We start from the raw sequence: 20,093 nt of genomic DNA on the forward strand, positions 1-20,093 counted from the left end.
AAGGGAACACATGAAAAGTATCAAAATAGGCATTTATTTATACGATTTGGCAGAAGTATTGGACTTTTCTGGACCATTTGAAGTGTTTACGACGGCTTCTAGAATCAGTGAAGATACGCCTTTTGAGGTGTTTCTCATCAGTGAAAATGGGCAGACGGTTTCCGCTCGAGCGGGTTATAAAGTGGTGCCGGATTACAGTATTAAGGACCACCCTGAATTGGATGTGCTGTTAGTTGTGGGCGGTGATCATACTCAGGAAATGAATAAAACGGCGGTGTTGGCTTGGATTGCACAACAAGCATTAAAAGTGACTTGGTTAACGTCTGTGTGTACTGGTGCTTTTTTGTTGGCCAATGCGGGTGCTTTGCGTACTCATAAGGTCACCACTCATTGGGACGATGTTGTGGATTTAAGGAAGTTGCACCCCGATCTTGAGGTGGTGGAAGGGGTGCGTTGGGTGCAACAGGGCAAACAGCTGACTTCAGCGGGTATCTCGGCTGGTATAGACATGAGTTTGCAGTTAGTCAGTCTGTTACACAGTGACTTGCTGGCGGAAAAGACCGCACATCAAATGGATTTTGATTGGACGAAAAATCCGCTCTAGTGAATCATTCACTGTGCGACACATTGTAAAAACGTTCGACATTTTGAGCTATCTGTCCCCACGGTGACGCTTTTACTCTGGCTTGGTGTAGATCAAAAGCGGCTTGATCAATGAATTCTTCGTACACTTCAAATCTTAATGGGTTATGAACGTTCTGCGTTACTTTAAAAACCAAGCAACCTGTTTCTTCTCGGGTTAGCTTAATGTGTTCTGAAAGTGCTCTTTGTACCTGATTGAGATCTTGATGAGGCACCATAATGTGCCCCGTTAGTGTGATTTTTGTCATACTTTACCTGCTTCTTGTGTCTGTCTAATGTAATGCGATGACATGAAAGTTTCGTTAAACTAGCAGAATTATTTGAACGCTTCTGTGAGCCCTTATGAAACCGAATGATCCTCTGCTACTGGATAACCAACTTTGCTTCGCTTTGTATTCTACGTCTCTGGCGATGACTCAGTTCTATAAAGAGCCATTGGCGAAAATTGGTCTTACTTATCCGCAATATACCATCATGCTGATTTTATGGGAGCAAGATGGTGTGAGTCTGAAGCACATTGCTCAGTCTCTAGGGCAAAAATCAGGTGCATTAACGCCCGTCATCAAACGCATGGAGGGCGATGGTCTAGTGCAGCGTTTACGGGGAGTTGAAGACGATCGCAGTTTGAGTATTGCGCTTACCGAAAAAGGCCGTGCGTTACGAGAACAAGGCTTGGAAGTGAATCGTTGTGTGGCTGAAGCGTGTGGCATTGAGATGCAAGAAGTGGTCGCTTTACGAGACCAGTTAAACCGACTTAAAGCAAAACTAATGGAATAATGTTTGCACAGTTATAATTATCGCGATAACATATGTTTAATGGCTCATTCAGGTGAGCTTTTATTTTAGTTATATTGTTATCGCGATAACTATTTTGAACGATACTGTTTTAATCCTATAAGGGAGTCTTATTATGCAAGCATTATATACAGCAACCGCTACGACCACAGGTGGCCGCGATGGTCGCTCCATCTCATCAGATAATCGTCTTGATGTGGCGTTAAGCACGCCAAAAGAGTTAGGTGGTGCGGGTGGTGAGGGTACGAACCCAGAGCAATTGTTTGCGGCAGGTTATTCTGCTTGTTTTATTGGTGCATTGAAATTGGTCGCGTCTCAACAGAAAGTGACATTGCCAGCAGACCTAACCGTGACGGCAAGCATTGGCATCGGTCCAAACACTAAGGGTGAAGGTTTTAGCATCAGCGCGGATATGCAAGTCAATCTTCCTGGTGTTGAAAAAGGGCTTGCTGAGCAATTAGTCGAAACCGCTCACAAAGTGTGCCCATATTCTAATGCAACACGTGGCAACATAGAGGTGAATTTCGACATCAAGTAAGTCTTAATCTCCTATTGAATAGCCCCTACGAACCTTGTCTCGTAGGGGCTATTGTTGTTTATTTCTGGCTTAAAAGGGTTTTCAAATCGTCACTGGATTCAGGGACTAAAGACACCTTAAGCTGAAAAGGTTTAAACATTTTGTTGAGGATTTCCGCTGTGTAGTTACCTTTGTCGTTTTCCACTTCCGATAGCGTTTTACGTGAAACGCCAGTGAGTTCTGTGTAGGCTTCTTGCCTTAACCCCAACACTTTTACTCTTAATTCTCGCAGAGCTTCCCCTTGACTAAGGTCACCCATTAAAAGGCGCTTTATCACATCTTGAGTGGCAATTTTTTGTTCGTCTTGGGTGAGTGTCGCGAGGTTTTTTGAAGCACGTTGACGATTTGCATTCTCTGTTAGAGCCTGAATATCCTCTACCGAGGTTTGGCGTCTGGTGGCACGAGGACGTCGTGGGGCTCTTTGAACCAACTTCGGCTCGACTGCTGTTGCTGTTATGGCCGATTCTTGAGGCGTCTGTGATTCCGTTGCTTTCTGATCAATCGCTGTATCATTCATAGACTCGGTTGTTTGAGCTGTTGTTGCTTTACCAACCGTGTTTTCCACTGGGTGACTTTCAGTCACGGGTGTGTTTGTGACTTCTGTCTCTGGCAGTTTGACAGCAATGGACTTGTCTTTTTTGTCATTTGCTTCGACTTTGACGGATTTTTTGCCTTTTTTGGTTGCATCAGAAGTCTCTTTTTTAAGGTTTTTCTTATCTTTTTCTGCCTTTTTCGCTTTTAACTTGGCCTGTTTTTTTTTCTTTACCTCAGCCTTTTTGGATTTAGCTTTGGGCTTTTTCATCGGTTGAGGGCTGTCTAATTGATCTTTCATTTTCATATTGGTTGCACTCCAATCAGATTGAATTCTTGCCTACCAAGTAAAGCTACAGGAATAAGATGACAAATAAGTAACAATAGAAAGTATATACCATGAATTAAATTTACGATGGTTCAACGAGATCTGTCCTCGATCTTGTTTTAGGACGCAGAACCTTTCGATTTTCACCATATTGTACTGACTAATAAGGAGTGTAATGATGAAAATCTATTTGAGTTTGGTGCTTTGGTTCTTGTCCGGCTGCGGTTATGCCGTTGCGGCGAATGTGGGGTTTGATCAGAGTATTTTGTACGGTGACAGCGATCGACCGTTAAAAGTGAGTGTTTGGTACCCGTCAAAAGACGTGTTTCCGACAGAGAAAATCGCCGAGAATAGGGCATTTGTCGGAACCAATGTGGTGCGTATTGGCACCCCTTTAGCAGGAAAGTTTCCACTGGTGGTGATCTCTCATGGTTATCGTGGTAGTTGGCGCAATCAGAATTGGCTCGCCACAACATTGGTGCAAGACGGCTATGTGGTCGCCGCACTGGATCATCCGGGGACAACGTCGTTTGATCATGCTCCTGATGACGCCGCGAAGTGGTGGGCGCGTCCGCAAGACATGTCACGCTTATTGGATTGGTTGTTATCGAAAGCAGATTTTAAACGCTTTATCGATCCGACCAACATTACCGCCATCGGGCATTCACTGGGCGGTTGGACTGTGATGAGTTTAGCTGGGGCAAAGGTTGATATTGAGCAGTTGTCGGCGGAATGTTTGCCTTCACCTAACTCGCGAGTGTGTGGTCTAAGGTCTGAGTTGGGGTTGTTTGATGACAAACCGTTGAGTGTAACAAGCTTGCGAGATGAGCGTGTTAAAAGAGTTGTGTCGTTAGACCTAGGTCTGGCGAGAAGCTTTTCTAAACCTAGTCTGAAAATCTTGCCGGTGCCAACGTTAATTCTCGCGGCTGGCGTCGACATTGGCGATTTGCCTCAAACGGAAGAGTCCGGCTTTCTCGCGAAATATATCCCTAAACATCATCGTGAATACATTGTCTACCCAGATGCAACACATTTCAGTTTTATGCAACTTTGCAAACCCGGAGCCGTTGAGTTGATTGAAGAGGAGGAGCCAGGTGATGGCATTGTTTGCCAAGACGGTAATTGGCGTACTAGGGATGAACTTCACCAAGCAATGTATCGAGACATCATTCAGTTCATTCAAGCTTCTTGATTTTTCATATTAGCGCGCCGAAAGGCGCTGGGTGTCTGTTGGGTCACGCGGGAAAACTCTCGATGGAAGTTGGATTTAGTTTGGAAACCAGAATCCAAATAGATTTGGGTGATGGTTTTGTTGGTTGATACTAGTAGGCTTTTGGCGCGCTCAATACGATATTCGTTTACCACTTGCGAGATATTACGACCGTAAGTTTGGTTGATGGCGGCGGATATTTGACGCGCTGGGATGCAGGTTTTTCGAGCGAGTCTATCGAGTGTTAAATCTGGATCAAGAAACACTTCTTTAGAGCTCAGTAAGACTTCTATTTTGTGTACTATGTCTTTCACTTCATCGTCTGTTAATGGATGCTGTGGCTTGTCTTTTGATTCTTCTACTGGCGTTGTTTTTTCATTTTGATCGGGTGATTCGTTAACGCTGGGTGCGATACTTAGGCTCATCATAATGACGCTGATAGCCAGAACAGGTAGTAATACCGCATGACCAATAGACAGGATTATCAGCGCATGTTCACCCGCAAAAAAGGAAAAATCGACTGCCAAAGCGCCATCAATAACGGCAGACATTAATAACATGACTCCAGCGTCACGTTCGGCTTTTAAAGCATTGTCGATATCTGATAAACGTACTTGTTCAGGAAGGTTCGACGTTTTAGCCGACGATCGAAGCAGGGCGATACCGTAACCCACATAAAGCAGCGTTAACATTGGGTCTAACGGTGGCCGCCAAAATGGATAGGTAAAAGATGCCAAGGTAACAAAAACAGGCGGTAAAACGTGCCAGATCTTAAGCTTATAGCGTCGGTGAGCATTCGAAAAACAGTACCAAGCGGTAACGGGAATGCACGATGCCAAGATGGGTTGAATCAAACGAAATAACGAATAATCAAACGTCCAACGTAATCCTACCACGGTTGTTGTAAGGGCACACAAGGCGATAAAAACAAACGCTGATTGCGTCGTTTCTGTTTGGCGAATAAACAGCAGAGCAGCCAAAATGCCTAGCAATAGGGCAACCACAAAAGGTAAGGGAATAGCGATCATTTTGGCTCCATTTTTTATCACTCAGATCTGTATTATGTCCTAAAAAGTCATCAAGGACGTCCTAGAACCTGATTTAGGACGTTATATTTTACGTAAAACCTTACTTTTAACCTTCGGTAATTTCTTATTAGGAGAAAAGTATGAACTGGTATCTTGATGCGTGGCAACGTTATGCACAATTTTCAGGGAGAGCGTCATTGGAAGCATTTTGGATGTTCTTCTTAATAAACTGTGGGATTTCATTTGTGTTTGTGGTCTTCGAGGTTTTGTTCCAAGCAGCCTGGAAAATAGAAGTGCTTTATAGCTTGCTGGTTTTTCTGCCCATGTTGTCTTTGACTGTGCGTCGGTTGCACGACACCAACCGTTCGGCTTGGTGGTTGCTGGTGGTTTTGGTTCCGGCCATAGGCATGGTTATTTTACTTGTGTTGTTGGCTTTACCGAGTGAACCAGATAATCATTTTGATGATTATCCACAAAACAACGTGATGCTGTAAGCAGGAGTCAAACATGAAAGATGTTAATAACTTACCCCACTTATCCACCATGTTATGCTCTGTTTTGCTACTTTTGTCCGTTTCTGCGTGTAGCCGTGAAGCAAAAACCGCAGATCAAAGTAGCCTGGCGTTTTCAGACAATCTAAAAGCCGTGGTCTACATTGAATCACCAAAAGTCGGGACCTTGTTGCTGTTGCGAGGTATCGCAGGAAAAGGCGTACTCATCGCCAAAAAAGATAATCGACAAGAAGACCAAGCGGCCTGTATTTCCTCGCCGATTCGATTCGCGGCGGGTGACTTCGGCGGCGACAGCATGGGGATTCAATCGGTTGAACCGATTCGTCTATTAATTTATTCCGATAAAGTGACAAAAAAGCTGGTGGAGGGTGACGAAGTCGTCAGTGAGCATTATGTCATTACTGATCAAAGCAAAGCCCAACTTGGCGACATCAAAATTGAATCGGGTTTAACGCTCAGCTATGGTTTTGTGCTGAATCCTGGTGAGTGGTCTTGGGCGTCGGTATTTGGCTTGGATCATGATGAAGTAGATTGTGGGTTGTTAAAAAGGTCAGCATTATAAAAGTCGAGTTTAAGTGTTTTACTACTTTAGAGACTTAGGCGGCAACAAGGTTTGTGTTGTGTGTCATGAAGTTGAATGAAAATATATTTTTTCAATTCTTCAACATGGCTAGGAAAGCATGGTTTATACCTTGAAGATTTGTATGTTTCACCGTCGGAACGAGGCAGTGATGCAGGTAAAGCCTTGCTAAAGCATTTGGCAGGGATTGCTGTTGCGAATGATTGTGGTAGGTTTGAATGGAATGTTTTGGATTGGAATAAACCCGCCATCGACTTCTATGAATCACTAGGCGCAAAGCCTAAGAGTGAATGGCTAGGCTATCAGCTAACGGGTGAACATCTCACTGCGTTGGCCGCTTCTTAAATTACGTGAAAGCCAAAATACCACATGACTTACTGTTTCAGTTATTCTTTAAAGATACAAAGATTGATAATCCTTGTATCTCTGTTTATATTTTAAACAAGCATACAGAATAGAGGTATCGTGATGCATGTTTCTCTTACCGCTGAGTTAGAAGCTCGGGTGAAAGCAAAGGTTGAAAGTGGTTTATATAACAATGCTAGTGAGGTTATCCGTGAAGCATTAAGGTTTATGGATACGCATGATGAGTGGGTGAAGGAGTTAAAACTCGCCAAACTGCGAGAGCAACTTCAAGTCGGTGCAGATCAAATCGCGCGTGGCGAAAGCCAAGTCATCAATTCTGAGTCAGAGCTGGATGCCCTGTTCACCAAAATTAAAGGATAAGCTGCGTAGTGAAGGGATTCGCATTAGACATATCAACAATCGCCTAACAGGATTTGGAAAATATTTATCAGTACAGCGTATCCGAATGGGGTGCTCATCGAGCTGAACTTTATCTTTCGAATATTAAAGCTCAATTAGTTGCATTGTCTGATAACCCCAAAATTGGTCGTGAAAGACCTGATTTGCTAGGAGATACTCGAATAGTTCTTGTTGGTCACCACATCATTTTTTATCTTATTACAGAGCAAACGCTGCAAATATTACGTGTCTTGCATGAGAGACAAGACCCAATCCAACACTTTTGATAATAGAGTAGTTTGGGTTCGATTTTTTAAATTATTGTTTTCCTATGTACTTTTTTGTCCCTGTAACTCTGCCTATAAATTGTTTTAGTTCAGCTGTCTGTGGGTTGGACGGGGTGGTTCTGAGTATATAAAGTGATAGGCATTGTTGAATTAGCTTAAAGAGAGAAGGAAGTAGTATGGATGTACGTCATGCTAATGAGAGTGATTTTAGTGAAATAACGGAAATCCTTAATCACTATATTGTTAATACCGATGCTCGTTATTTTGAGTCAGAGCCTATTTCACTTGAGAGTAGAAAAATATGGCTTGCAAAATTCGGTCAACAAACACCACATCAAATGTTTGTAGCGGTGGAAAATAATGAACTTTTAGGGTTTTGTTGCTCACAGCCATACCGACCTGAATCGGCTTATGATAAAACGATCGAAGTAAGTGTTTACATTTCCCCCAAGTCAACTTCATCAGGTGTCGGTTCTCTGCTCTATAAGCATTTATTTGAATCGTTGGACGCGTTTGATTTACATCGTGCCATTGCGGGAATTGCGTTACCGAATGACGTCTCTGTGTCTTTCCATAAAAAATTCAACTTCAAACAAGTGGGTATATTTGATGAGTATGGGTTAAAGAATGATAAATTCATTAGTGCTATTTGGTTACAGAAAAAATTATGATTTCTGAATGCTTTTGGATTTATTAAAGACAATCAAAGGTTTAAAACCACAGTCAACGTATCACGAAATTGTCGTCACGATACGCTGGCTGTATTCCATTCTTAATTCCCGAACCACTAAAGCACGGCATTCCCGAACCACTAAAGCACGGCCCCGATAAATTGTTTCAGTTCATCAGTCTGAGGGTTGGACAAGAGGGTTTTCGAATCGCCTTGTTCCCAGACTTTGCCTTGGTGCATGAACACGACTCGGCTGCCGACGTCGCGGGCGAAGTTCATTTCATGAGTAACTAGAACCAAGGTGATGCCTTCTTTCGCCAGTTGTTCGAGTACTTTTAATACTTCACCAACCAATTCTGGATCGAGTGCTGAGGTGATTTCGTCACACAGCAATACCTTGGGTGACATGGCCAAGGCACGGGCGATGGCGACACGTTGCTGTTGACCGCCAGAAAGCTTTTCTGGGAAGCTGTCGAATTTCTCTGCGAGCCCCACTTTTTCCAGCATAGCTCTAGCCGTTGCTTCGGCCTCAGCTTTGCTTTTCTTCAACACAATAGTCGGCGCAAGCATGACGTTTTCGCCCACCGTCATGTGTGGAAATAGGTTGAAGTTTTGGAAGATCATACCGACGCTAAGGGCAAGACGACGAACCTGAATGTCTTCGGTAGTCACCTCTTTACCGTCAACCGTGATGCCACCTTGTTGGTACTCTTCCAAACCATTAATGCAGCGCAGTAGGGTACTTTTTCCAGAACCACTTTTGCCGATGATCGACACCACTTCACCCGCTTTGATGTCAAGATCAATGCCTTTGAGTACATGATGATCGCCATAGTATTTATGGACTTGATGTAAGTTAACGAGAGACATGGAATTTTTTCTCCAAATACTTGCTGTACAAAGATAGTGGGTAGCACAGTACAAAGTAGATAAGCGCAACCAGAGCGAAAACTTTGAAGGGTTCAAAGGTGGCGTTATTCAGCATGGTGCCGACTTTAGTCAATTCGACAAAACCAATGATCGAAGCCAGAGCTGTGCCTTTAATGACTTGCACGGAAAAACCTACGGTCGGTGCAACCGCCACGCGAATGGCTTGCGGTAAAATAATATGACGCAAGGTTTGTAGAAAACTGAGCCCTAAGCAACGGCTGGCTTCCCATTGGCCTTTGGGTAAGGTATCGATGCAACCTCGCCAGATTTCCACCAAAAAGGCACTGGTAAAGAGGGTCAGTGAGAGAATCGCCGCACTCCAAGCAGAAATTTCATACCCCAACATGGATAAGCCAAAGAAACACAGAAACATTTGCATTAGCAAAGGTGTGCCTTGGAACAGTTCCACATAGAGGCGAACACATTTTTGCAGAGCAGTATTACGAGAGAGCCGAGCGGCGGTCAGTAACAAGGCGACGCTGGTGCCACCAATAAAGGCTGCAATAGAGAGCAATATTGTCCATTGCGTGGCATACAGTAAATTACTGATGATGTCGTAATTGGAGAACTGAATCATCTCGCCTCCCGATACGCAAACAGTCGTTTGCCAATTTGGTTAAAGAGGAAGCGCAGCGCAATGGCCAGTCCTAAGTATAAGAAGGCTGTCACGAGATAGCTTTCAAAAGCTCGGAAATTTCGAGATTGAACTAGGTTGGCTGCGTAAGTTAGATCCTCAACGGAAATTTGCGAAATCACCGCAGAACCGAGCATGACGATAATGCATTGACTGGTGAGTGCTGGGTAAATTTTCTCAAACGCTGGGGTGAAAATAATACGAGTTAGGGTTTGGCGAAATGTCATACCCAGTACCTTGGCGGCCTCAATTTGACCTTTGGGAATGCTGTTTAAACCTGCACGAATAATTTCCGTGCTATAGGCGCCAAGGTTAATGGTGAGGGCGATCATACTGGCTTGCCAAGGAGACAGTTTGAGTCCGAGAGACGGTAAGCCGAAGAAGATGAAAAATAACTGCACAATAAAAGGCGTGTTACGAATTAACTCGACGTAAACCGCCACAATGCGTTTGCTGACGGTATTGCCATATTGTCGAATGGCCGCACAACTACTGCCAACAACAATGCCTAAAACCGTGGTGAGTAGGGTGAGTTCCACAGTGGTCATAAGACCACTGAAGAACACGTCTGTGTATTGCAAGAGATCCGAAAAATGCAACATGTTGAAGCCTTAAGCGCCAAAGCCTTTAGGAAGTGGTGCTTTTAACCATTTCATGGAAATGGCATTCAGCTCGCCAGAAGCCAGCGCTTTTTGAATCAACTCATTGACCTTAGTTTGAAGTGCCACTTCCCCTTCCGCCATACCAATGTAGCAAGGTGAATCTTTCAGCATGAATTTCGCTTCAGGCGCTTTGTTTGGTTGACGTTTAGCGATTTCCGTTGCAACCAGATTACCGGTCGCGATTAAACTTACTTGGCCAGATAAATAGGCGGTTAGAGTAGTGTTGTTGTCTTCGAAGCGACGTACGTTGACGGACTTAGGCGCATTTTTTTCCAGCTCTAAGTCTTCGACTGAACCACGAGTCACGCCAACGGTTTTGTTGGCCAAATCGCTCATGCTGTCGACCATGACCTTCTTATCACCAAATACTCCTAGGAAGAAAGGCGCGTAAGGAGTAGAGAAGTCGATGGCTTTTTCACGCTCTGGGTTTTTGCCCAAGCTGGAAATGACCAAGTCGACTTTTTTCGTTTGCAGGTAAGGAATGCGGTTAGCACTGGTCACCGGCACAATTTTTAATTTGACGCCCATTTCTTTGGCAATGTAGTTTGCCATGTCGACATCGATGCCCTGTGGTTGTAGGTCTTTACCAATGGAACCAAAAGGCGGGAAGTCCTGTGGCACAGCAATTCGAATGGTTTGGCGCTCTTTAATATCATCTAGCACATCTGCCGTCGCGTTTAGCGCCGAGAAACAAGCTGCGACAACAAGGGTGTTACTCAATAGTTTTACAATGCGTTTCATGGAGAGAGGTCCTTTTTCATTTAGGATTTGATTGAATGCCTGAAACACAATTTGCAACACTCATGCCAATATGAAACAAAAGTTTCTATTGTCTGCTATTCTGTAACAAACTAACCATTTTATAAGCTGATCGACTTTGGAGAGTGAAAAAGCCTTGCTTGGTTACCAGAGGGAGCAAACGAGGTTTTTGTGTTTCGCCATGGTGCATGAGAAGAATGTCTGTAACTTTTCTGGTGCAGTCATGTAGAAAGCGCCGCTTTCGGTTGGCAGTTAAACGAGAATCGATTAACTTAGTGCAATATTTGTGAGATTGAGGTTTCTAAGTGACAGCAAAACAGGATGTGTTATCCCTGATCGAAAAGAACTATCCGAGTTTGTCTTCGTCAGCGCGTGCCATTGCCAATTACCTACAGCAACATCCATTGGCCATTGTCAGCCAGACGTCAGCGGAGATAGCCGACAACACCAACACATCAAAAGCCACGGTGAGTCGCTTTTTTCGTCAGTTGGGGTATGACTCTCATCAGAGTGCAAAGCAAGCGCAACTTGCCTTGCGTGAAAGTGGTGTACCGATTTTTACCCAAGGCACTTCATTGGATCAAACGGAGCAAGAGCTAAAAAACTTATCACTGACGTTCGATGGTTTGCGCCCTGAGACCTTGAATGACATCAGTGCCAGTTTAGCGAATGCCAGTCGGGTGACCTTGATTGGCTTTCGCAATGCTTATCCTCTGGCTTTGCACTTCCGTCAGCAATTACAGCAAGTACGTCATTCCGTTCGCTTGTTGCCTCAGCCTGGACAAACCTTGGGAGAGGATTTACAGGATATTCTGGAAGACGAAGTCATCGTTCTGCTTGGTTTTCGTCGTCGTACTCGCCAGTTCAAACAAATTGTTGATTTACTGGAGGGGCGTTCAACAGTGTTAATTACCGATCCGACCGGACAAATTTATAACCAGCAAGTGTCTCATGTGCTGTTGTGTCACTTAGGGAATGAAAGCCCGTTTGATAGTTATGCCGCGCCCATGAGTTTGATCTCGATGTTGTGTAATCGGGTTTATGCTTGCTTAGGGGATGAGGCGAGAAAACAAACGAAAGAGATTGCGTCTTTGTATGAAACACTCAATGAGCTTGAGCCCTAATACCGAAGCGGCAGTCTATTAAATTTACCACCAATGATCTTTTGTTTCAGTTGACAAAGTGTTGAAACGAATGTTTCATAGACTCTAACAAGGGGGAGCTATGAAACATTTCATTGTACAAAATCCATTTTTATCGCCGCCACATAGTGTTCAGTCTGATTCGTTTAAAAGTGCGACATCAGGCCAATTAACAGGGCTCAGGTTGGCGGTGAAAGACTTGTTTCATATGCAAGGTTTGCCAACAACAGCAGGCAATCCTACTTGGCTCGCGACCCATCCTACGCCAGATTCAACGGCTTCTAGTGTGGCGACTTTAATGACAAATGGGGCCGAGTTTGTTGGTAAAACCATTACTGACGAGTTGGCTTACAGTCTTAACGGGCAAAACATTCACTACGGTACGCCAGAGAATCCGGTAACACCAAATCGTCTGCCCGGAGGTTCTACTTCTGGCTCCGCTGTGGCCGTCAGTTTGGGGTTGGCTGACATTGGTTTGGGAACCGATACTGGTGGATCGATTCGTATTCCTGCCAGTTATCAAGGCTTGTTTGGTTTACGTCCGACCCATGGGGCGATTGCGGCAGATCATCTAGTTGCTTTGGCGCCGTCTTTTGATACGGTGGGCTGGCTCACTAAAGACCTAGACACGTTAGACAAAACGGCTCGTGTTCTCCTTCAAAGCGACCACCAGAAAAATATTAATAACGTATTGATTGCCAAGAATTTAATCGACCAAGTTGCCCACGAAAAACCACTAAACGAACAGCTGACAAAATGGCGAGAACAAGGCCGCTTACCTAAAGAATCTTCCCTAGTGATTGACTCCAAAGCATGGAAAACCAGCGAGACATTTCGAACGCTGCAGGGTGCTGAAATTTGGCGTGAACACGGCAAGTGGATTGATCATCTGAAGACGCGTTCTGACATTGAAAAATCCTCTGTTTTTGCGCCAGACATTGCACTGCGTTTTGACTGGTGTAAAACCATTTCTGAAGCCGATGTGATCGCAGCCCAGCAGCAAAGAGAGCGATTTACGAATTGGCTGGAAAACGAAATAGCAGAGTCGGTGCTTATTATTCCAACGACACCAGGGTTGGCGCCACTGTTTTCTGCCAGCGAAGAGGCGTTAGCCGAATATCGTCATCAATTAATGGACATAACAGCCATTGCTGGATTGGCCGGGTTACCACAATTGCATTTACCTGTTTGTGAGTTAGAGGGCGCGCCCTGTGGTCTTTCTCTAGTGGGACCAAAAGGCAGTGATTTAGCCTTAATAAAGTTTGCTAAGAGCCTGTTGGAGTGAGATAGATGAGTACAAATAAAATGGCGTTTACGGCGCCACATTTTAAGGCCACACAGGCTGGACAGGCCATTTTAGAGCAAGGTGGTACGGCGATTGAAGCCATGGTGGCTGCCGCTTCGACCATCGCGGTGGTTTATCCACATATGAATGGATTAGGCGGCGATGGTTTTTGGCTCATCAGTGAACCAGGGAAAGAGCCGGTCGCCATTGATGCTTCTGGTATTTCTGCCCAAGCCGCGAATCTGGATTTTTATCAAGGTGATGAAACCATTCCAAGTCGAGGCGGTAAAGCGGCTTTGACCATGGCGGGTGCTGTCGCTGGCTGGCAAGAAGCGTTAAAAATTAGTGCTGAGTGGCAGGATAATATGCCGTTGTCTGAGCTGTTGAACAATGCCATTCAATGGGCTGAAAACGGCAGTGAAGTAACGGACAGTTATTTGGCTGCGGGTCAAAAAACCTTTGCTGATCTGGCGACGGTGCAAGGCTTCTCGACTTTTCTGAAAGCGGAGGGATTGCATCAATCGGGTGACGTTTTGACCTTACCAGTGCTGGCTGAAACATTAAAAAAATTGACCGAACGAGGTCTAAACGATTTCTATCAGGGAAGCGTTGCTGAAGCGTTGGCGAAAGATCTAGAGGCCGCAGGGTCGCCAATACGATTGGCAGACTTTCAGCAATACCAAGCCAAACGTGTGATGCCTTTGAGTGTCACGACCAGTCAAGGCACTTTGTACAATTTACCCGCGCCAACGCAAGGCATTGCTTCGTTGCTTATTTTGGCTTTGTATGACCGTTTGCATACCCTTGGCAATAACGAAACGGACATGGCGCACTTGTTAATCGAAGCCACGAAACAAGCCTTTATCGCACGCAATGAGAATGTGACGGATGGATCTCGGCTGCCGACGGATTTGTCCTGTCTGCTGGGCCCAGAATCCCTTGCAGCCATGTTAGACAAAATTCAATTAGAGAAAGCACAACCTTGGCCGCATCAAGCCAAACATGGCGACACCATTTGGATGGGCGCATGTGACAGCGAAGGTCGCATGGTGAGTTATATTCAAAGTTTGTATTGGGAATTCGGTAGTGGTGTGGTGAGTCCATCGACAGGCATTGTCTGGAATAATCGTGGTTCGTCGTTTTCATTGGAACCAGACTCTTTGCAAGCCTTAGCACCGGGATTAAAACCATTTCATACCTTGAATCCTGCTTTTGCTGAGTTAAAAGACGGTCGTCGTATCAGTTACGGAACCATGGGGGGAGAAGGTCAACCGCAGACTCAAGCGGCGTTATTCAGCCGTTATGTTTACCATCACCAACCTTTGGATCAGGCTATCAGTGCAGGACGTTGGTTATTGGGTCGTACTTGGGGCGACGAAAGCCATAATTTAAAAGTAGAGCGTGATTTTGCGGAGGTGGCGGCAGACGCGTTACAGCAACGAGGTCATGATTTGGTGATCGTAGACGCGTGCAATGAATTAATGGGTCACGCTGGCGCGGTTGTGCTTCATCAAGACGGTCACACCGAAGCAGCGACAGATCCTCGAAGCGATGGCTTGGCCATTGTTAGTGGTTTTAATTAACAATAATACTTTTGAACCCTTATAACCCCCTCCCAGCCTCTCCTTAGTAAGGGAGAGGCTGGGGGAGTAGCCTTTTACTGAGGCCGTTCCCTAACCCTCCCCTTATTTAAGCGGAGGGTTAGGGAGGGGGTTAAGAAGTTCGAGCGTTTATATTCGTTTTGTCATGCAAATGCACCACGGGTAATACTTGGTATTTAGTCACACTTTTATTTAGTAATCATCTCACTTAGGAGAAAACAGAAACATGTCATTCATAATGGAAAACTATTCCATGATTCTCGCCATGATGGCCACTGGTGTGGTGGGTGGAATTCTAGCGGGTTTATTAGGTGTTGGTGGCGGTATTGTCATCGTGCCTGTGTTGTTCTTTTTGTATCAAGGCTTAGGGGTCAGTGCTGATACGGCCATGTTAGTGGCCACGGCGACGTCTTTGGCGACCATTATCCCGACTTCCATCAGTTCTATTCGAGCTCATAAAGCCAAAGGCAATGTGGATTTTGACCTGTTAAAGCGTTGGGGTTTCTTTATCTTTGTCGGGGTCATGATTGGCAGCTTCTTGGTGACTCGCGTTGAAGGCGAATGGTTAACCTTGTTATTTGGTGTGATTGCTACCTTGTCGGCGTTGAACATGTTGTTGGGCAAAAAAGACAGCTTATTTCCGTCTTTGCCGGGCACGGCTGGGCAAAGTGTAATGGCAACGTGTGTGGGATTCTTTAGTTCAATGGTTGGGATTGGTGGTGGTACGTTAACTGTTCCCATGTTGACCTTTTGTAATTACCCAGCTCACCGTGCGGTTGGTACGGCGGCGGCTGTTGGCTTGATCATTTCGTTACCTGCGGCGTTGACCATGTTGATCTTTGGTCAAACACCAGTGGATTCGCCTTACGGTACGGTGGGATTAGTGAATCTGATCGGTGCGGCGTGCATTATTCCTCTTACTGTCTTGTTTGCACCCGTGGGGGCGGGTTTGGCGCATCGTTTGGATGCCGCGAAATTGAAGAAGGTCTTCGCGGTCGTTTTGATCATCACTGGCATGAAGATGCTGTATCAGGTTTTCGCTTAGGAGTTTATGATGCAACCTTTAACGCTTCCTCCTCGATTGTTGATGGGCCCAGGTCCGATTAATTGTTATCCGCAAGTTTTGTCAGCCATGTCGACTCAGTTAGTTGGTCAGTACGATCCGACGATGACCAGTTACATGAATGAAGTCATGGGGTTATATCGTCAGGTATTTAAGACTCAAAACCAACAGACTTTCCTGATTGATGGCACGTCCCGAGCTGGCATCGAGGCGGCTTTGGTGTCCTGTCTTGAACCAGGCGACAAGGTGCTGATTCCTATCTTTGGTCGTTTTGGTCATTTGTTGGCTGAGATTGCAGAACGCGCCGATGCTGAAGTTCATACTATCGAAGTGCCTTGGGGTGAAGTCTTTGATCCGCAGCAAATTGAAGACGCGATTAAAAAAGTACAGCCAAAATTATTGGCGATAGTACAAGGCGATACTTCCACGACCATGTTGCAGCCTCTGGAAGAGCTTGGGGCAATTTGCCGAGCTCACGATGTGTTGTTTTATACAGACGCAACAGCGTCCATCGCAGGTAACCCATTTGAAACCGATATTTGGCAGGTGGATGCAGTATCGGTAGGCTTGCAAAAGTGTTTGGGTGGGCCATCTGGTAGTGCACCCATTTCCATGAGTGACCGCTTTGTTGATGTGGTGCGTAAGCGTCATCATGTGGAAGCGGGCATTCGTGATGCGCATCATCAAGGTTCATCAGGCATGCGCATTCGCTCGAACTATTTCGATTTGCCCATGATCATGGATTATTGGGGGGAAGAGCGTCTAAACCATCATACCGAAGCGGCGACTATGTTGTTCGGTTCTCGGCAGTGTGCCATTGAATTGCTTCGTGAAGGTCAGGATGCGGTATTGAAACGTCATCAAGTGGCTGGAAGTGCAATGTTGCAAGGCATACAAGCCATGGGGTTGAAGCCTTATGGTGATTTGAAACACAAAATGAGCAACGTTGTTGGCGTATACATTCCCGATAGTGTAAATGGTGAGCAGGTTCGTCATGATTTATTGAACTTATTCAACATTGAGATCGGCACCAGTTTTGGTCCGTTGAAAGGTAAAGTCTGGCGCATCGGTACCATGGGCTATAACGCCCGTCAGGATGCAGTATTACATACTTTGCAATCTTTAGAAACGGCCTTGCGTCGTGCGGGTCTGGCGTTGCCGGTAGGCGCTGGAGTGGATGCCGCGATGGCGGTGTACGCTGCCGCCACGGAGACGCATCATGATTGATTACGACAAGATCGCCCAACAAGTGATGGCGCGCTGTGATGAGCTCGGGCGAATCAGTCAATCAGATGAATGTTTAGACCGCCGCTATCTTACTAAAGAGCACAAACAAGCCAATGGATTGGTGGGCGGCTGGATGCAAGACGCAGGTATGCAAACGTGGCAGGATGAAGCGGGGAATCTTTGGGGACGCTGGCAAGCCGCTGATCCTGATGCGCCACGCTTTATCATGGGCAGCCATTTGGATACGGTGCCAAACGGCGGTCAATATGATGGCATGTTGGGGGTGATTACGCCTGTTACCTTGATTGCTGCGATGAAAAAAGTAGGCGTTCGTTTGCCGTTTCACCTTGATGTGGTGGGCTTCGGTGACGAAGAAGGCACGCGCTTTAGCTCTACCTTGCTTGGCAGTCGTGCTCTAACTGGGCAATGGCCTGCAAGCTGGGCCGAGGTGAAAGACAGCGATGGCATCAGTTTATCGCAAGCGCTGAAAGACTTTGGCTCGGACTTCGCAAGCATCCCTAATGCAACCATCGCAACGGATAACTTGCTCGGTTATCTTGAGTTGCATATTGAGCAAGGACCAGTGCTAGAAGACTTAGACTTACCCGTCGGTGTGGTGAGTGCCATCGCTGGGGCAAAACGCTTTGAATTTAACATCATTGGTATGGCTGGACACGCCGGCACAGTGCCAATGAACCTGCGCCAAGATGCCCTTTGTGCTAGCAGTGAAATGGTTTTAGCGATAGAAAAAAGTGCTAAAACTCATGGTATTGTCGCGACGGTTGGTCGTATTCAAAATCGTCCTAATGGCGTCAATGTGATTTCTGGCAACACGGGATTTTCCCTTGATATTCGCAGCGAATTTGATGACAAACGTGACATCGCTCTCGATGAAATCTTGTTGGAATTGGACGCCATTGCGGCCCGTCGTAATGTGCGTATTGAGCGTAAAGCGACGCATGCTGCTGACGCGGTGCATTGTGATGCCAAATTGCAAAGCGTGCTACGCAATGCTATCGAAACACAAAATATTCCGGTTCATACCTTGTTCTCTGGTGCGGGCCATGATGCCATGGCCATCGCGGATATTTGCCCTGTGGCCATGCTATTTATGCGCTGTGATAAAGGCATTAGTCATCACCCTGCTGAAGCCATCCATACCGATGATGTGGCGGTGAGTCTGGCGGTGTTAGATCAGACCTTACGAACATTACCTGTTTTATAAAGTACCGCTATATGGCTTGGCTAAGGAACATTAGATGAAGATCACGAGAATATTTAATCAGCTTGATGGTAAAAGTGAATTTGCTGAACTGGACATTGCGTTAAAAGACGGAGGTCCTATTGGCTTCTTATCTGAACGTTTTCCTGCAGGTGAAATGATCTTTCGTGAAACCCCCAGTGACTATGATTTTAAATGGCATCCAGCGCCGCAACGTCAGTTATTGTTTATTATCAAAGGACGCTGTGAATTTATGGTGTCATCAGGAGAAACTCGCCAGTTCGGTGCGGGTGATGTGCTTTTACTTGAGGACATCGAAGGTGAAGGACATTGCAGTAAAGCGTTGTTTAATGAAGTGCGCCATTCCATTTTCGTGACATTACCTGACCGTGTTGTGTTGGGGTAACTTTAAAAGACCTGCTGTGTTAACCGCCTGAATAGAAAGCTTATTCTAAGATTGTTCATTCAGGTATTTGTTTTTTAACTGAGTGTTAACGCTTTGTGTTATCGGTCATGTCTGTTAGCCATTCAAGGCCTGCTTCTAAACTTTTATCGGTTTCAGGAAACGCGATAAAATAACGAAATGCTTTTTGGTTTTGGGCATTGATTAGCAAGCTATGATTGGTATTTTGCAACCGCAAACGTTTATAATGATGATAACTATTATCGTATTTAATTGAGTGTTACGGCATTTAAATTAAGGGAAGTTACCCATCATGCAGTTATATCGGATCAAGCCGTTCTTTGTCTCCATTTTTATCATCTCTTTGTTAATCTTTCCAATTAAGCAAGTGTCAGCGACGGGAAGCAAAGTCATTGTTCATGCTATGGGTACGACTCATGTTCCAACTCATGTGACACGAGTAGTAACCTTGTTTCAAGGGGCGACCGATTCTGTGGTGGCGTTGGGTGTGACGCCTGTTGGCGTGGTGGATTCTTGGGCTCAGCAGCCAACCTATGAATATTTGCGAGATGCTTTGAAAGGTGTCGCTCATGTGGGATTGGAAACGCAACCGAGTCTTGAAGCGATCGTGGCGTTAAAGCCAGATTTAATAATTGGTACCAAGTCTCGCCACGAAAAAATCTACAGTCAGTTGTCGCAGATCGCGCCAACAGTGATGGCAGAGAATGTTTATGACTTTAAAACCGCGCTGGATTTAACCGCGGAGGCGCTGAACAAACAAAAGAAAGGCAGGTTGGTTTGGGACGGTTTTCAGCAGCGAATAACTCATTTCCATAATGCAGTTAAAAAGCATGAGGTAAATTGGCCATTAACCGCGGCGATTCTTAATATTCGCGCTGATCACTTACGCCTGTATTTGAATCAAAGTTATCCAGGTGTGGTGCTGAAGGAGATCGGCTTTAAATTCCCGTTGCCAAATAAAACGGGTTGGGGCGTGAAGCTGAAAACCAAAGAAGCCTTGCCGAGTGTGAATGCCGATGTCTTTTTTATTATTTTACATTCCAACGATGCGGCCGTGAGGCAAAATTATGATGCGTGGCGTGCGCATCCGTTATGGAAAATGCTAACGGCGCCTAAAAATAAGCAAGTATATGAAGTCGATAATGTGGCTTGGCTGTTGTCTGGCGGGATTCTGGGTGCTGAGAAAATACTAGACCAGCTGTACCAAATCTATCAATTACCTCAGGTCAATCATTAGAGC

Annotated in this window: 24 protein-coding genes and 1 pseudogene; 18 read left to right on the top strand and 7 right to left on the bottom strand. The window is 45.4% G+C overall.

Annotated features, from left to right (window positions below; translation table 11 throughout):
* Positions 1-10: 10 nt before the first annotated feature.
* Entirely contained in the window at positions 11-604 is a 594-nt protein-coding gene (locus tag OA79_RS13155) for a DJ-1/PfpI family protein (protein ID WP_197465395.1), read from the top strand.
* Positions 605-608: 4 nt separating this feature from the next.
* Here the strand turns inward: OA79_RS13155 and OA79_RS13160 are convergent, their stop codons facing one another.
* On the bottom strand, positions 609-890 hold the full coding sequence (locus OA79_RS13160; RefSeq protein ID WP_063333698.1) for a putative quinol monooxygenase: 282 nt from the start codon (positions 888-890) through the stop codon (positions 609-611).
* Positions 891-984: 94 nt separating this feature from the next.
* On the opposite strand from OA79_RS13160, the gene OA79_RS13165 reads away from it, so the two are divergent.
* Together OA79_RS13165 and OA79_RS13170 are read left to right on the top strand one after the other, a co-directional pair.
* The gene (locus tag OA79_RS13165; RefSeq protein WP_063333699.1) at positions 985-1,419 is read left to right on the top strand and encodes a MarR family winged helix-turn-helix transcriptional regulator; all 435 of its coding nucleotides are present in this window, start codon (positions 985-987) and stop codon (positions 1,417-1,419) included.
* 133 nt (positions 1,420-1,552) lie between these two features.
* Complete coding sequence (locus OA79_RS13170; protein WP_063333700.1) at positions 1,553-1,975, top strand: organic hydroperoxide resistance protein; 423 nt, start codon at positions 1,553-1,555, stop codon at positions 1,973-1,975.
* Between the two features lie 58 nt (positions 1,976-2,033).
* On the opposite strand, the gene OA79_RS18370 is transcribed toward OA79_RS13170, so the two are convergent.
* Positions 2,034-2,852: a helix-turn-helix transcriptional regulator gene (locus OA79_RS18370; protein ID WP_197465396.1), complete on the bottom strand. Its 819-nt coding sequence runs from the start codon at positions 2,850-2,852 to the stop codon at positions 2,034-2,036.
* Positions 2,853-3,048: 196 nt separating this feature from the next.
* Here OA79_RS18370 and OA79_RS13180 point away from each other — a divergent pair, with 196 nt between their 5' ends.
* Positions 3,049-4,065 carry an alpha/beta hydrolase family protein gene (locus tag OA79_RS13180; RefSeq protein WP_231908870.1) on the top strand — a complete coding sequence of 339 codons (1,017 nt, stop codon included), beginning with the start codon at positions 3,049-3,051 and terminating at the stop codon, positions 4,063-4,065.
* On the opposite strand, the gene OA79_RS13185 is transcribed toward OA79_RS13180, so the two are convergent.
* Positions 4,053-5,111: a helix-turn-helix domain-containing protein gene (locus OA79_RS13185; protein ID WP_063333702.1), complete on the bottom strand. Its 1,059-nt coding sequence runs from the start codon at positions 5,109-5,111 to the stop codon at positions 4,053-4,055. The two genes, OA79_RS13180 and OA79_RS13185, sit on opposite strands and share 13 nt — an antisense overlap.
* A 140-nt stretch (positions 5,112-5,251) precedes the next feature.
* Between OA79_RS13185 and OA79_RS13190 the strand changes: the two genes are divergently transcribed.
* From OA79_RS13190 to OA79_RS13215, 6 genes and pseudogenes are all read left to right on the top strand, one after another.
* Complete coding sequence (locus OA79_RS13190) at positions 5,252-5,605, top strand: DUF805 domain-containing protein (protein WP_063333703.1); 354 nt, start codon at positions 5,252-5,254, stop codon at positions 5,603-5,605.
* Positions 5,606-5,618: 13 nt separating this feature from the next.
* A complete protein-coding gene (locus OA79_RS13195) occupies positions 5,619-6,185 on the top strand; it encodes a hypothetical protein (protein WP_063333704.1) in 567 nt (188 codons plus the stop codon).
* Positions 6,186-6,266: 81 nt separating this feature from the next.
* Positions 6,267-6,548: pseudogene (locus tag OA79_RS13200) on the top strand (GNAT family N-acetyltransferase); the annotation flags it as partial.
* A 123-nt stretch (positions 6,549-6,671) separates the two neighbouring features.
* Positions 6,672-6,929: a type II toxin-antitoxin system ParD family antitoxin gene (locus OA79_RS13205; protein WP_063333705.1), complete on the top strand. Its 258-nt coding sequence runs from the start codon at positions 6,672-6,674 to the stop codon at positions 6,927-6,929.
* Between the two features lie 53 nt (positions 6,930-6,982).
* Positions 6,983-7,234 (top strand): type II toxin-antitoxin system RelE/ParE family toxin, encoded by a 252-nt coding sequence (locus OA79_RS18615; protein ID WP_082825468.1) that lies wholly within the window; start codon positions 6,983-6,985, stop codon positions 7,232-7,234.
* Between the two features lie 176 nt (positions 7,235-7,410).
* Positions 7,411-7,905 (top strand): GNAT family N-acetyltransferase, encoded by a 495-nt coding sequence (locus tag OA79_RS13215; RefSeq protein ID WP_063333706.1) that lies wholly within the window; start codon positions 7,411-7,413, stop codon positions 7,903-7,905.
* A gap of 140 nt (positions 7,906-8,045) precedes the next feature.
* On the opposite strand, the gene OA79_RS13220 is transcribed toward OA79_RS13215, so the two are convergent.
* The 4 genes from OA79_RS13220 to OA79_RS13235 are packed head-to-tail and all read right to left on the bottom strand — an operon-like array spanning position 8,046 to position 10,871.
* On the bottom strand, positions 8,046-8,774 hold the full coding sequence (locus OA79_RS13220; protein WP_063333707.1) for an amino acid ABC transporter ATP-binding protein: 729 nt from the start codon (positions 8,772-8,774) through the stop codon (positions 8,046-8,048).
* Positions 8,761-9,411 carry an amino acid ABC transporter permease gene (locus tag OA79_RS13225; RefSeq protein ID WP_063333708.1) on the bottom strand — a complete coding sequence of 217 codons (651 nt, stop codon included), beginning with the start codon at positions 9,409-9,411 and terminating at the stop codon, positions 8,761-8,763. Before OA79_RS13225 ends, OA79_RS13220 begins: the two co-directional genes overlap by 14 nt.
* A complete protein-coding gene (locus OA79_RS13230; protein ID WP_063333709.1) occupies positions 9,408-10,070 on the bottom strand; it encodes an amino acid ABC transporter permease in 663 nt (220 codons plus the stop codon). The genes OA79_RS13225 and OA79_RS13230 overlap by 4 nt, the downstream gene beginning before the upstream one ends.
* 9 nt (positions 10,071-10,079) lie before the next feature.
* Positions 10,080-10,871, bottom strand: a complete 792-nt coding sequence (locus OA79_RS13235) for a transporter substrate-binding domain-containing protein (RefSeq protein ID WP_063333710.1) — start codon at positions 10,869-10,871, stop codon at positions 10,080-10,082.
* Positions 10,872-11,194: 323 nt separating this feature from the next.
* Between OA79_RS13235 and OA79_RS13240 the strand changes: the two genes are divergently transcribed.
* The 8 genes from OA79_RS13240 to OA79_RS13275 all read left to right on the top strand — a co-directional run bounded on the left by OA79_RS13240 (position 11,195) and on the right by OA79_RS13275 (position 20,090).
* Complete coding sequence (locus tag OA79_RS13240) at positions 11,195-12,013, top strand: MurR/RpiR family transcriptional regulator (protein ID WP_063333711.1); 819 nt, start codon at positions 11,195-11,197, stop codon at positions 12,011-12,013.
* 100 nt (positions 12,014-12,113) lie between these two features.
* Positions 12,114-13,316, top strand: a complete 1,203-nt coding sequence (locus OA79_RS13245; RefSeq protein ID WP_063333712.1) for an amidase — start codon at positions 12,114-12,116, stop codon at positions 13,314-13,316.
* Between the two features lie 5 nt (positions 13,317-13,321).
* Entirely contained in the window at positions 13,322-14,899 is a 1,578-nt protein-coding gene (locus OA79_RS13250; protein WP_063333713.1) for a gamma-glutamyltransferase family protein, read from the top strand.
* Between the two features lie 244 nt (positions 14,900-15,143).
* Entirely contained in the window at positions 15,144-15,962 is an 819-nt protein-coding gene (locus OA79_RS13255) for a sulfite exporter TauE/SafE family protein (protein WP_063333714.1), read from the top strand.
* A gap of 6 nt (positions 15,963-15,968) precedes the next feature.
* Positions 15,969-17,207: a pyridoxal-phosphate-dependent aminotransferase family protein gene (locus tag OA79_RS13260; protein ID WP_231908871.1), complete on the top strand. Its 1,239-nt coding sequence runs from the start codon at positions 15,969-15,971 to the stop codon at positions 17,205-17,207.
* Positions 17,200-18,432 (top strand): allantoate amidohydrolase, encoded by a 1,233-nt coding sequence (locus OA79_RS13265; RefSeq protein ID WP_063333716.1) that lies wholly within the window; start codon positions 17,200-17,202, stop codon positions 18,430-18,432. The genes OA79_RS13260 and OA79_RS13265 overlap by 8 nt, the downstream gene beginning before the upstream one ends.
* Positions 18,433-18,466: 34 nt before the next feature.
* Positions 18,467-18,835: an AraC family ligand binding domain-containing protein gene (locus OA79_RS13270; RefSeq protein WP_063333717.1), complete on the top strand. Its 369-nt coding sequence runs from the start codon at positions 18,467-18,469 to the stop codon at positions 18,833-18,835.
* Between the two features lie 310 nt (positions 18,836-19,145).
* Positions 19,146-20,090 carry an ABC transporter substrate-binding protein gene (locus OA79_RS13275; RefSeq protein ID WP_063333718.1) on the top strand — a complete coding sequence of 315 codons (945 nt, stop codon included), beginning with the start codon at positions 19,146-19,148 and terminating at the stop codon, positions 20,088-20,090.
* The last annotated feature ends 3 nt before the right edge of the window (positions 20,091-20,093 follow it).

The sequence above is a fragment of the Marinomonas sp. TW1 genome, from assembly GCF_001625355.1.
GTDB lineage: Bacteria > Pseudomonadota > Gammaproteobacteria > Pseudomonadales > Marinomonadaceae > Marinomonas.